The sequence below is a fragment of the Syntrophobotulus glycolicus DSM 8271 genome, from assembly GCF_000190635.1.
GTDB lineage: Bacteria > Bacillota > Desulfitobacteriia > Desulfitobacteriales > Syntrophobotulaceae > Syntrophobotulus > Syntrophobotulus glycolicus.
The window spans coordinates 3,291,030-3,304,460 of sequence record NC_015172.1; the positions used below are offsets into that span (position 1 = coordinate 3,291,030).

Consider the following 13,431-nt stretch of genomic DNA (forward strand, 5'->3'; position numbering starts at 1 on the left):
GGAGCCATTCAGAATGCGGAAAAAAATATTAGCCTTAATTGTAAGTTTCATTCTTATATTTTCATTTACTCTCCCAGCCTATGCTTTGAATTCGCCGTCAACAACCCGGTTAACCGGAAATGATGAATATGCTACATCGTCAGCAATTGCCCAGCAATGGGGTGAATCTGATTATGCAGTTTTAACGTGCGGTAATAATTTCCCCGATGCTTTAAGTGCCGCTCCCCTTGCCAAGAAATACAATGCTCCTATTTTATTAACTGCCAATAATGATTTATCTGAGGCCACTAAACAAACTTTAATGAGTTTATATATTAAACATGTATTTATCATTGGTGGATCGGGAATTATTTCTTTTGATGTTGAAAATCAATTGAACTCAATGAATATCCAAACAACGAGGATCTACGGGAAAGACAGATATGACACTTCCGTTCAAGTCGCGAAGCAGTTGGATACACCTGGACAATTCGTTGTCTGCACAGGTACTGATTTTGCCGACGCTTTATCAATAGCTCCGATTGCCGCTATAAAACAGATTCCGATCTTATTCGTACCTCGTGATTCTTTACCGGATTCAACAAGGAGTTATCTTTCTTCCTTAACTGGAATCACCACTACATATGTAGTCGGCGATTCCAATATCATTTCAGATAAGATTGTTAACCAGCTTCCTTATGCCGAAAGAATTACCGGCTCTGATCAATATGGCCGTAATATAGCGATAAATCAAAAATTTGATTATCTGTTCGAGGAAAATGGAGTCTGCCTGACTACGGGAAATAATTTTACCAATGCTTTGACCGGTGCCGCCTTTGCCGCTAAAATGACAGCGCCTGTTTTTTTCGTGAAAGAACGCACGCCCAGTGCAACCAAAACTTATTATCAGCAAAAGTTAAACAATTTAAATACGGTTTATGTTTTTGGCGACGTGGGTGTCGTTCCCGACAGGATCTTAAATAATTTAAGTGTAAATAATGAAGTGCAATTCACTGAATATCTAAGCGGAGAAATACAAGAATCTGTTTCTTTCAACATGGCAAAGCAGCTAAATGCCGTTGTCATTATCAACGGAGAAGTCATAACCCCAGGAAATACTGTGAATTCATTTATGAAAAATTTGAAGACAAGCAAGGATATCGACTTATTCATTTTCAATTATCATACAAAAGACACCTCCCCGGCTTTTATCACTGTAACCCATTTTTACAAAAAAGACGATACTCTTTATCTACAAACTTACGGTGCAGAGACTGAAGAAGGCACTGCAAATCCTTGGGATCAAATTCCCACATTTGATTCATCATCAATTTGTAAGATTGATTCTTTGACGCTCAACCCATACGGATTTATTCTTTATACCTCCCAGGATATGGGCTCTGTAGAATATAGTCAACAGGTAATCAACCAACGGGAATTATTTGATGATATGAATGAAAGGTTCCGTTTATCAGAAACCTATTTGAATATCTTTATCGGTAATTTGGGTTTAAAAAATGAATGGGATTCTCCGGCAGAAATTACCGAGAAGAATCCATTTTTCTATTGGTTTTACCTGTTTGAAGATATTTACACTCATAAAATGGGCGGAAGACTTGATGCATATTTTGAAGCAAAGGATGGCGGCTGGGTTGTTGTTCCGATTTCTTCTATCCAAGAAACATTTGCCCAATATTTTGATGGTGTCACAAGGCAAATGATTATCGATTCTTCACAAGGATGGTACAATAAAGAACTTGATGCTGTCGTGTACGGAGGTGGACGGGGCGGTGAACCCCCCAAACCGTTTGTGGTATCTTATGAAGAGAAGGATCAGACTCTAACCATTAATTATATTTTCTTAGACGTAAGTGGAGCACCAGTAAACGATGGGATTTACCGTCTCATCATTGAGTTCAAACCTGATGGATCATTTCGATACCGTTCCAACAAACTGCTGTAATCCTGATTTTATTGAGAGCTCCAGTATTAAAGTGTTTTGCTACAGAAAAAGAAGTTTCATAACGATCGGACCCGCTTATTCTGATCATACTGTTTTCTCCCAGCCCTGTGATCCGGGCGGCCTGCTAACTGGAGCCGGATAGCTGTCGTAACCTCAAACCTGTGTGCCAATATAAGTGTGAATCTCGTATTTTATTCTGTTTTCACGTAGAGTTCCTTCTTAAAAATTGTTCCTGGCTGGCCGATTACGTAACGATCAACCGCATAACCTATTCCCATGAACAAAGATTGGTACTTTATCACAGATACCTTTGATGACTGGAACGCCGCATAAAAAAATCATCTATCGCAAGGCTTTTACCCAGCAATAGATGATTCGGTCTTTCAAATTTTCGTTATTTCTATTTCTCTATCTAGCGTTCGAGCTGCTCTTGAATTTCCTTACTGATAACCGCCTCTCCCCCGAATAAGGCTGCTTCGTTACATTTGATGCTTAATAGATATTCTATGGCCTCAGCGGACAATTGATCACCTGCCAAAATGATCGGGGCCTTGCGTTTCGCCGCATAGACACTTCCTGCCAGGGCATCCGGATAATTGGTCCCTGTTGCCAGGCAGACGGTTCCCCCAGTATTAAAGTGTTTTGCTACAGAAAGAGAAGTTTCATAACGATCGGACCCGCTTATTCTGATCATACTGTCCTCCCCCAGCCCTGTGATCCGGGCGGCCTGCTCCTTAACCCTGGGACTGATGGCTCCTTCTCCGCCAATGATATATACTTTTTCCGGCTTGATGGCCGCCAGCTTTGTTTTGATGGTTTCGCTCAGGCCCTCTTTGGCAACTAAAAGGACGGGATATTGCTTTTCTGCCGCCACGCTGCTGATCGCTAAAGCGTCCGCATAGTTTTCCCCGCTGGCTAAGACTACCGGTGTTCCGGTCTCACTGCCGATCTCCCCGGCGATCTGGGCCGAAGTGTCGTAACGGTCTATCCCGCTTATTCTGATGATATTTTGATACCCCGCCGCCGTTAGTTTCTCTACCAGATCACTGCCGGACGCTGTTGCCCCGCCCAGGATATAGATGGAGCCTGACTGGTCCAGACTGGTTTGCAGGTAGTCTAACAGTTTTCTCTGCTCGCTCTCTTTTCCTCCCGCCAATAGGATTGGCGCATTCAGCTTGGCGGCCAGAACACTGCCCGTCAGGGCGTCCGGATAATTGTCCGCCGTGGTCAGGATGACATTGGAGATTGTTCCCGGATACTCGGCCTTAGCTATGGCCAATGCGGTCTCCACTCTGGTTGGTCCCCAAAGTCTGGTTACGCTTACCGGCAGGGAGCAGAACTTTCTCACCGTAATTTTGTCGTTATCAGCCGTGTCAGTATAGGCTACATATGGTATATCGTTGCCCATTTGAAACGATGTCCCAAATATTGACCCCTTGGCCAAATTTGGACTGCCAACAGTTACCCAGTTGCTCCCGTCATATTTTTTTACAATCATTTTGTGGCTATCATCGCTGCTCTTGCCATCCGTATAGGCAACATAAGGTGTACCGTTATAAACATCCAGGGACGGGGCGGCATATACCTTACCATCGGAAATCTTTGGACTGCCGACAGTTACCCAATTATTCCCGTCATATTTCATGACCGCTATTTTATCTAAATTGTCACCATAAGCATAAGCAATATAGGGTGTACCGTTATCGATATTCAGGGAAGGACAAAATACTTTGTCTAAACTTGGATTACCAACGGTTACCCAATTGCTCCCGTCATATTTCTTCACCACAGCTCTACTTGGAGCTTCACCGTTAGGAACATCAATATAAGCAACATAGAATGTCCCATTATCCATCGTAATCGCCGGAGCATTTATTTGTTCTTGGGAGAAACCGGGACTACCTATGTTTACCCAGTCGCTCCCGTCATATTTCATCACCGTCGCTTTATTGCCATTCGCATCATCAGCGAAGACAACATAGGGTGTGCCATTATCAACAATAAGAGACGGATCAGCTATCATTCCGCCGGCAAAACCGGGATTGCCTACGTTTACCCAATTGCTGCCATCATACTTCATGACCGTAACTCCATTATGATCATTATTTTCATTATCATAATCATAAGTGTAATAACTAACATAGGGTGTTCCGTTATCCACATCAAGTGATAGCTGATATATCGGCCCACTCGAAAAATCCGGACTGCCTACGGTTACCCAACTGCTGCCGTCATATTTCATGACCGTCGCTTTATAGCCATTTGTCTCACTTGTAAAAGCAAGATAAGGTGTCCCGTTATCTACTTTCAGTGACGGAATATTTGTCTTATCAATAGAAAAAGCCTCATTACCAACGTTTGTCCATTCTGATAAAGCATACGCCATATTAACTGGCATTATGGAAAGTATCATGTTTAATGCCATAATGACTAACAATATTTTTTTTGACTTTTTAGGGTTCACAAAAACACGCCCTTCATTTTCCTATATTGTAACTTACTCCCTGTATTATAGCACAAATTATTCCTCGGCTGAATCAGATCAGACTTGCAAGTTAATTTTATCGCTTTATTCAGAAATAAATTCGCAAAACATTGAACGAGGTTCAGAGCGTGACCTGATTGCCTCTGCCCGAAAAAATAAAATCCCATTGCCTCGAAAATTTAGACAATGGGATTATTACACATTCTGGTGATTCTAAATCAATTGTAAATGAAGACAGGCCGGCAATCAGTCATTAGCCCCGCAGCACTTCTTATATTTTTTGCCGCTCCCGCACGGGCATAACTCATTGCGTCCGGTCTGCTGACCCGTTCTCCGGGGCTGCTTAGGCTGGTCGTCTTCATACATATTCTCCGAGACATTTTGTGGTTCCTCCGGGGCCTGCTCAGTTATTCTTGGCGTTACCCTCATGATATAAGTCACGATATCTTCCTGAATAGCAGAGATCATCCCCTGAAACATCTCATAGGCCTCATTGCGGTATTCCACCAGGGGATCCTTTTGGCCGTAAGCTCTGAGTCCAATTCCATCACGAAGCATATCCATAGCATCCAGATGATCTTTCCAATGGGTATCTACGATTTGCAGCACGACAGCTCTTTCAATTTCCCGCATAAGCTCAGAGCCGAACTCATCCTCTCGTTTTTCATACAGCTCCCGGGCCTTTTCCAGCAAAAATTCTTCAACTTCTACCTGAGATAGATTCTCTATTTCTTCATTTGTTATCTCATGATTGGGCAGAAAGACATTTTCACAATATTCCAGAAGGCTTGGAATATCCCATTCCTCGGGATAAGGAGTTTCCCCGCTGAACCGGACAATTGTATCTTTAATGACCTTTTCCAGCATATCCTGAATTTGTTCTCCGACATTTTCTTTGGTCAGTACCGCTCTTCTTTGCAGGTAGATAATTTCACGCTGCTTATTCATTACGTCATCATAATTAAGAACGTGTTTGCGCACTTCGAAATTACGGTTTTCCACTCTTTTCTGGGAGCCTTCTATGCTTTTGCTCACTATCTTTGACTCGATCGGCACACTGTCATCCATACCAAGTTTGTCCATAAAACCGGCAATATTATCCCCGCCGAAAAGCCTCATCAAGTCATCTTCCATTGAGATATAAAACTGGGATGACCCCGGATCTCCCTGACGGCCGGAGCGACCGCGCAGCTGATTATCAATCCTTCGCGACTCATGCCGTTCGGTCCCTATAATGTGCAGACCGCCCAATTCTTTTACCCCTTCACCCAGAACAATATCCGTACCGCGGCCGGCCATATTCGTTGCTATGGTGACCATTCCTTTTTCCCCTGCTTTGGCCACGATCTGAGCCTCTATTTCGTGGAACTTGGCATTAAGGACCTGGTGGGGGACACTCTTCTTTTGAAGCATTTCACTGAGGACCTCGGATTTTTCAATAGAAACCGTACCAACCAATGTCGGCTGTCCTTTACTGAATTTATCAATGATGTCCTCGACAACAGCCTTAAACTTGCCCTGCTCGGTCCGGTAGACAATATCCGGCATGTCTTTTCTGACCATCGGCATGTTTGTCGGAACGATAACAACATCCAATCCATAAATATTAATGAATTCGTTCTCTTCCGTCTTTGCCGTTCCCGTCATCCCGCCCAGCTTATGATACATGCGGAAATAGTTTTGGAAGGTGATTGTCGCTAAAGTCTGGGTCTCTTTCTCTATTTTAACATTCTCTTTAGCCTCAATCGCCTGGTGCAGTCCTTCACTGTACCGTCGGCCAAACATCATCCTGCCGGTGAATTCGTCAACAATGATGACTTCACCGTCTTTGACCACATAATCCCGGTCCCTTTTGAACAATGTATAGGCTTTCAACGCTTGATTGACATGATGGGCGACTTCATTATGCAAATCATCATACATGTTGTCCACGCCCAGCATGGTTTCTACTCTGCTCACTCCTTCTTCGGTCAGAGTAACAACCCTGTCCTTCTCATTAACATGATAGTCTTCTTCCGGCTTCAGACGCGGTATGACCTTGGACACCCGATAATACAATTCTGTCGGTTTATCCGCTTCCCCCGAAATAATGAGCGGAGTTCTTGCCTCATCAATAAGAATGGAGTCCACTTCATCGATAATCGCATAATTCGGGTCCCTCTGCACAATACCCCTAGGAGATACAGCCATATTATCCCTTAAGTAATCAAAACCGAATTCGTTGTTTGTCCCATATGTGATATCGGCCTGATAGCTTTCTCTTTTTTGTTCATGGGATAAGCCATGCACGATTAACCCTACGGTCATGCCTAAAAAACGGTATATCTGCCCCATCCAATGGGCATCACGGGAAGCCAGATAGTCATTGACCGTCACAACATGAACCCCTTTGCCTTCTAATGCATTGAGGTAACAGGGCAAAGTCGCGACCAGGGTCTTTCCTTCCCCTGTTTTCATTTCGGCAATTCGACCGTCGTTTAAGACCATGCCCCCGATAAGCTGAACATCGTAATGTCTTTGCCCCAATACTCTTGCTGATGCTTCACGGACGACCGCAAACGCTTCTTCCAGCAAATGATCCAGTTTCTCCCCCTGCTCCAGTCTGGAACGGAACTCAATGGTCTTCTCTTTCAATTGCTCATCAGACAGTCCCTTTATCTCTGCTTCCAGAGCATTAATTTTGTCGACACGTTTTTGATATTTTTTTACGTCCCGGGCATTATCATCAAAAAGGTTTTTGATAAAGCTCATATTACACCTTCTCTTTCCGTGGCTGCATAGTAACTCATTGCTTTATTTTATCACCGGATGCAGAAAGGTTCAATGTTCCAATAGGTGCCAAAGACATTTTATTGAAATAATTGCCAAAATTAAAAAGACCGTTTCCCGAAGAAAACGGCCTCTAAATCAGTTTTTTCCCTGTTATTGAATTAAATTCGGTTAATCAAATTTACTGAGATCCATCCGGTCGGGCTCCAGCAGTCCGTAGTCACCGTCTTTCCGGCGGTAAACAACGTTCATGGTTTCTGTCTCCAAATTTACAAAAACAAAGAAATTATGACCGATTAAATTCATCTGCATAACAGCTTCTTCCACAGCCATGGGCTTATAATTAAACTTCTTCACCCGTACGATTCTGTCTCTTTCTTCAAGATCAGGGTCTTTTTCCTGCCGGTTTTGTTCCTTAAGCACCTTGCTGCGTTTTTTATTGATCCGCTGCCGGTATTTCTCTATTTGACGTTCGAGTTTTTCAACGACTAAATCAATAGAGGAATACATATTGTCGGTCTCTTCCTCTCCCCTGATCATCATCCCATTCAAGGGGGCGGTTACCTCTATTCTCTGACGTTCCTTCTGAACTGAAAGCGTTACATTGACATCAGTAAAATCATCGGAAAATTTCTCAAGTTTGCTGACTCTCTTTATCACATAGTCTTTGAGTGCGTCTGTTACTTTAAATTGCTTTCCCCTTATTATCACATTCATAAGTTCAGCCCCTTTCAATCCGATATATATTTTAAATATTCCATCTTCAACGCCAAAATTCCTGCTTCCCCTAATCCCTTTATTCCAGGATTCTATTTTTAGTGTATTTTCTGCAACCGAGAATATAATTCTTCGACACTTATACACAATAGGCTGTGGATAATGTGGATAACAAAGGTTCTTTCGTTAAAATTAGATTCTTCCGTGTGGATAATTCTGTGCCTATCCCAATTTTTTTTTTATGAGCTGAGTCCTGTTAGTTCGATAGTCCTAACTTTAATCGACATTCTTCGCAATTATTCTTCCGGTCCTGCTCCGCCCGCGGCAAGACAGAATCCGTATACCTTTTCAGCTCCCGCTTCCATCAATACTTTAGCACATTCATTAAATGTTGTGCCTGTGGTTGTTACATCGTCTGCCAGCCAAATAACTTTTGCAGCCACATTGAAATTTGGACGAAGTTGAAATGCTCCCTTTAAATTTTTTAGCCTTTCCTGTCTGCCTAACGAAACTTGGGGGGTAGTCTCACGAATTCGTTGCAGTCCGTCCTCTTGCCTGATCAATAACGCCCGTGCCAATAAGGAGGCCAATACTTCGGCCTGATTAAAGCCTCTCTCCGAAATTCTTTTTTCCGACATCGGCACTGGAATCAGCAGGTCAGGTGGCGGCAATTTTCTTACCGCCCAATTTATGACTGCTTTTTCCAGGGGAACCAGTAAGTAAGGCTGACTATAAAATTTAAATTGATGAATATATTCTTTCCACCTTCCCTGATAATATCCCAAAGCGGTTATCCCCGCCAGATAGATCGGACCTCCGCCCTGAATACAATCCTGGCAAAGGAAATTTTCTTCTTGAATAAACCTCCCGCACTGCTTACACCGGGGTGCTTGGGGCCGGAGATCATTGTCCATGCAAGAAATACAGACAGGCCCTTTGCCCTGCCCGCATAGCACACACTCCTTTGTCTTCTGAAAAAACAAATCGCTGCTGTTCTTTTTTATTGTTTCCCATAAATCCCTGCCATAATTGAGCATCAATCCACCAGCCCTTCTCTGCGGGCAATTTCATTCTGTTCTTCGATCCATTCAACCGCTTCTTTCATCGCTTTTGTCAGGGTTAGGCCGCTAAATATCACTTTGCCCTCCGGCCTTTCTAAAGTCCTGCCGGCTCTCCCCGCCATTTGCACCAGGGATCTTTCATCAAAAACAGGATGATCGGCAAATAAAACCATAACCTGCAATCCATTTAAGGTGACCCCCCGTTCCAGTATTGATGTCGAGACAAAGAAATCATACTCTCCCTTCAGGAATATCTGAGTTTTCTGCTGTCTGTCGGGATCTGAGCTCCAGCTTCCCCCCACTTTGGATCCTTTAAAAGAGACTTGCAGCTGATTAATGATTTTCGGAACAAGATCGATAACAGGCACGAAAACAAGCACCGGCCCGTTTGCCCGCAGCCTGCTTAATTCCAGCCTGACCTGTTCTTCTATGCTCCCGGTCCTCATACTTAACCCCTTTGATTTTAACAAAACCGGCACTGGTAAAGGCTTCCGGTGATGTCTTGCCGGAAGTCTGACCAAAAAGACCTGTCCGGATTGAACCTTTTTACGTATTTCCGGTGAAGGTGTAGCCGTTAGATTGATTATTCTGGCTCCCGGCTTCATTGCCTGCCGAATCCCGTACTCCAAAGCTTTGTTCCCATAATACGGGAAAGCATCCATTTCATCAAGAATCACCAGATCAAATGCCTGGTAATAATGATAAACCTGATGAGTGGTCGCCGTGACCAAACCGGCCTGCCGGAAGCTTCGGGGTAAATCCCCGCTTAAAATCTGGGTATCCTGTTCCGGGAAAGCCTGTTGGCTTCTTTGAGCCGTATCGTGTACAACATCCCTGCGCGGGGTGGCATAAAGCACTCTTTCTCCTTCAGCCAAAGCCTGAGCAATGACCTCAAAAACAACTTCTGTTTTTCCTGCCCCGCAGGCGGCCCATACCAAGGCTTCCTTGACTTGGCCCGTTTTCATGTTTTTGTCTATTAGCCGGAGTTCCTGAACAGCCTTTTCCTGCGCTCGGGTTAACTGAAAAGGCAGTATGGCTCCTGGAATGGTCTGTTTTTTCCCGGTCATCTCCTTCTTCCCGGAACCGGAGGTGTCCATGGATGTCCATCTCAGTACAGCCTGTTGGCTCGAAAGGGCCCCCAGTGCCAGACAATGGGGACACGTCCTGCTTATTCCATAAATACCCGGCCAGCTTTCCAAATCTGTTTCCCCGCAGCGCGTACATCTCCATTGACCTCCTTTTCTGGAAATAGCCGCGACCCATTCTGCCAGACCCAGATGAACCGCCTGTTGGGCCAGTACAATGATTTCAGAAACTGTTAGCCCCATATCGGCGGCTAAGCTCTTCATTTGGCCTTCAAATAACTGCCTGTTTCTGATTTTATCCGCAAATGACCTTGCCAATGCCTGATGATCAAGTATTGCCTGATGAGCAAGCCATTTTTGGGGAGGAAAAGCCTTCCTCAGATCAAGCTGGACAAATTCCTGAGGAATACCGGTTTTTTTCAGCCTTTGGCTGATCTTTTTGCGAAAATGGTCCTTTGCCTGTAACCATTGACCATTTTCCATATTGGCCGGGAAAATATCCTGCCAGCAGCTTAAGGGCAGAGCCGGACCCATCGCAATGATTTCCTCAGATAAGAGGTCATCCACTACAGGATCAAGTGAGAAACTTATTTCTTTTTGCTGTTTTACGATTGCATAAAATAGCATCTTGCTCCTCCCTGGGGTCACCAAGGCCATTGATCCAAATTTTTTCCCCGGGAAACAAACCGTTTCTTTTGGGTATGTAGTACTCTTGCCCCCAATTCCAGAAATAAATGGAGGATTTGTTCGCTCTGTCTTCATTAAATAAGTTTATTTCTCCATTCTTACAATTAATTCCTTTCAATGCTTCTGCAAATAAATCTTCTATCTTTAAACTTGTCAGCCAAAAGATAAAAATAGAACTAACCATCAACATCAACGATATCCTCTGCATCTCAAACACCATCCCGGATCTTATTTTTCTTCGTATTAGTATATGTTTGGATGCTGTCCACAGGTACCGTGTATGATCCGGTGTTTAAGCCTAAAAGAATCCAGAACAATATCCCGAGTGCTCCAAAGGCCATATCTATATCAACCATGCAATGCAGAGCCAAACAGCTTAAAGCTCCTGTCAGGGCCAGCCTTTCTCTTTCCCCGCTGCTCATCGCCTGAAAATACTGTCTGCCAATAATGATACTCAGCCCGAAAAGCAGCAAAACTCCCGGGATCCCCTGATTGACCAGAACCTTGATCAATGCCGAATGGGGATCTGTACTCAAGTATTCCGACTGCTGGACTAACGGATAAAGGGACCATCCTCCGGCTTGCGGAAGTAAATGCCCCAGCCAGGCAATTTCCAGCCCATCCCTGTAATATAATAATCGCTCCCCGATACTTGCTCCCGGCCATGCCAGGAAATGGCCGCCGGCTCTGAGAAATAGGGACCAATTCTGCCAGATCAGAAAGGCTGCTGCAATAAAAGGGATGAGGTCTGCCTTCTGAACTTCTGGCAGCTTTAACCTGCCTGGGGCTTTAGCTAGGGTTTGTCTTCCCTGAAACAAAATAAAGACGAATAAAAATATGAGTAAACTTCCCCTGGAGCCTGTGGCGGCAATGGAAACTGCAAATAGAAGCTGAAGACATTTCTTAAGATTAATTCCCCGATATGTGGTCTTTCCTTCCCCGGACTCCGTTAAACAAAGCATTACCGCGAAAAAAATGCCTGCCGCATTGGGGTAGCCCCAAAAAGAACAAAGCCGGTCTTTCTCTGGTCCTGAGGATGGTATCCAGATTTTATCCAGTCCCGGAAGCCATCCGGCTGCCGCCACGATTATCCCTGCCGCAAGCAATTTGCCGATCATTTTTTTTCTTGCCCGAATATCCAGCCCTGCTCTATAGCTGAAATAAAATACGAATAAGAACAACAACCATCTTAGTCCTTCCAGCCATCCCTCACTTTTGATGACAGACTGAGCTAGTCCTGCCAGGGAAAGCCCGGCCATCCCCAAAACAATAATAATGATCCACCGATAATATTGATTTCCGGACATTTCCTCAAACTGAACGGTCCGGCTAAAAAATGCCCAAGCAGTGAAAAGGCCCCCCAGCACTATCCATTCCCGCTGAAAATACATGCCATGACAAACAAGAGCGATATAAAAAAAAATGATTACTCCATTTTCGTCCTTAATTTTCAAGAGTATCCCTCCAGGGCTTGCAAGTCCACGAAGTTTTCTCTATCATATTTATCATAAAACAGGAAAGTTTATGCCTTGAGTGGTCAGCGGGGGATTATTTTTATGAGCTATCGTATCTTACAGCTAATCGGCGGCGGCGAAATTGGCGGTGCCGAAATTCATCTGCTTAATTTAATGCTGAGTACTGCCAAGAATCAGGCAAACTTTAGTCTCGGCTGTTTGTGTCAGAACTCGCCCTTTGCTTTGCAGGCGGAAAAGCGGGATATCCCGGTTACTCTTTTCCCGATGAGATTCCCTTTGGACATTTTGCCTCTGCCTCGTATGATTTCTTATTGCCGGAAACAAAAGATTGATCTGATTCATGCCCACGGAGTCCGGGCAGATTTTCTCGGCCGTTTAGCGGCAAAATTTTTGGCCATTCCTTGCATTTCAACTGTTCATAGTCTCTGGCAGGACGATTATCCTTCACCTTGGAAAGGGAAAATCGCTCTATATACTGAAAAACTCACCTTGCCCCTATCTGCGGGGTTAATTACCATATCCGAGTCCCTTCATCATTCTCTTTCGGCCTTATTGTCAAAAAGACAGAGCAAAAAAATACCCCGAACCGTCATTTTCAACGGTTATCCTGCCTTGGATTTTGGAAATAAGGCAGAGCTGCGCCAAAGGTTCCGGGAAAGATGGAAAATACCCCCGGAGGCCTTGGTCATCGGCACTATCGGTCGTTTACACCCGGCTAAGGGACAGATTAATCTTTTTCGTGCTTTGGAACATCTCCAGGGAGAATTTCCTGATCTTCATTTTTTACTTATTGGAGACGGACTATTATTTAATGATTTCAAAGGCTTATTGGAAACCTCAACTCTTAACTATACCATGCCCGGCTATCTGCCTAATGCCTGGGAGGCTCTCCCTGCCATGGATTTGTTTGTCCTGCCTTCTATCCGCGAAGGGATGGGCCTTGTCCTTCTCGAAACCATTCAGGCCGGCATTCCTATTGTCGCTTCGCGTGCCGGCGGCATACCGGAACTGCTTGTTGATCATACGGACGCCCTTTTAGTCCCGCCGGGCAGTCCTCAAGAGCTTGCTTCTGCCTGCCGGACACTGTTAGGCAATCCCAGTCTTGCGAACAGCCTTGCCCAAAATGCTCTGAAAAAAGCTTCTTTGTTTTCGCTCGACCGGATGGCAGAAAAGACCCTGGCTTTTTATGCGGAGGTTCTCAAAGTTTGAA

At 44.4% G+C, this 13,431-nt stretch carries 9 protein-coding genes; 2 read left to right on the plus strand and 7 right to left on the minus strand.

What is annotated here, in order from left to right; translation table 11 throughout:
* The first annotated feature begins 13 nt into the window (after positions 1 to 13).
* Positions 14 to 1,942, plus strand: coding sequence for a cell wall-binding repeat-containing protein (locus tag SGLY_RS17290; RefSeq protein WP_013626243.1), 1,929 nt, complete (start codon positions 14 to 16; stop codon positions 1,940 to 1,942).
* Positions 1,943 to 2,354: 412 nt separating this feature from the next.
* On the opposite strand, the gene SGLY_RS16285 is transcribed toward SGLY_RS17290, so the two are convergent.
* The 7 genes from SGLY_RS16285 to SGLY_RS16315 all read right to left on the minus strand — a co-directional run bounded on the left by SGLY_RS16285 (position 2,355) and on the right by SGLY_RS16315 (position 12,200).
* Positions 2,355 to 4,340, minus strand: coding sequence for a cell wall-binding repeat-containing protein (locus SGLY_RS16285; protein ID WP_169312034.1), 1,986 nt, complete (start codon positions 4,338 to 4,340; stop codon positions 2,355 to 2,357).
* Positions 4,341 to 4,673: 333 nt separating this feature from the next.
* Positions 4,674 to 7,178, minus strand: coding sequence for a preprotein translocase subunit SecA (gene secA, locus SGLY_RS16290; RefSeq protein ID WP_013626245.1), 2,505 nt, complete (start codon positions 7,176 to 7,178; stop codon positions 4,674 to 4,676).
* A gap of 189 nt (positions 7,179 to 7,367) precedes the next feature.
* Positions 7,368 to 7,913 carry a ribosome hibernation-promoting factor, HPF/YfiA family gene (gene hpf, locus SGLY_RS16295; protein ID WP_013626246.1) on the minus strand — a complete coding sequence of 182 codons (546 nt, stop codon included), beginning with the start codon at positions 7,911 to 7,913 and terminating at the stop codon, positions 7,368 to 7,370.
* Positions 7,914 to 8,209: 296 nt separating this feature from the next.
* Positions 8,210 to 8,953 (minus strand): ComF family protein, encoded by a 744-nt coding sequence (locus SGLY_RS16300; protein WP_169312035.1) that lies wholly within the window; start codon positions 8,951 to 8,953, stop codon positions 8,210 to 8,212.
* A complete protein-coding gene (locus SGLY_RS16305; RefSeq protein WP_013626248.1) occupies positions 8,950 to 10,686 on the minus strand; it encodes an ATP-dependent helicase ComFA in 1,737 nt (578 codons plus the stop codon). Before SGLY_RS16305 ends, SGLY_RS16300 begins: the two co-directional genes overlap by 4 nt.
* Positions 10,634 to 10,936 (minus strand): hypothetical protein, encoded by a 303-nt coding sequence (locus SGLY_RS18200; RefSeq protein WP_013626249.1) that lies wholly within the window; start codon positions 10,934 to 10,936, stop codon positions 10,634 to 10,636. Before SGLY_RS18200 ends, SGLY_RS16305 begins: the two co-directional genes overlap by 53 nt.
* Positions 10,937 to 10,955: 19 nt before the next feature.
* Entirely contained in the window at positions 10,956 to 12,200 is a 1,245-nt protein-coding gene (locus tag SGLY_RS16315) for an O-antigen ligase family protein (RefSeq protein WP_013626250.1), read from the minus strand.
* Between the two features lie 102 nt (positions 12,201 to 12,302).
* Between SGLY_RS16315 and SGLY_RS16320 the strand changes: the two genes are divergently transcribed.
* Positions 12,303 to 13,430, plus strand: a complete 1,128-nt coding sequence (locus SGLY_RS16320; RefSeq protein WP_013626251.1) for a glycosyltransferase — start codon at positions 12,303 to 12,305, stop codon at positions 13,428 to 13,430.
* The last annotated feature ends 1 nt before the right edge of the window (position 13,431 follow it).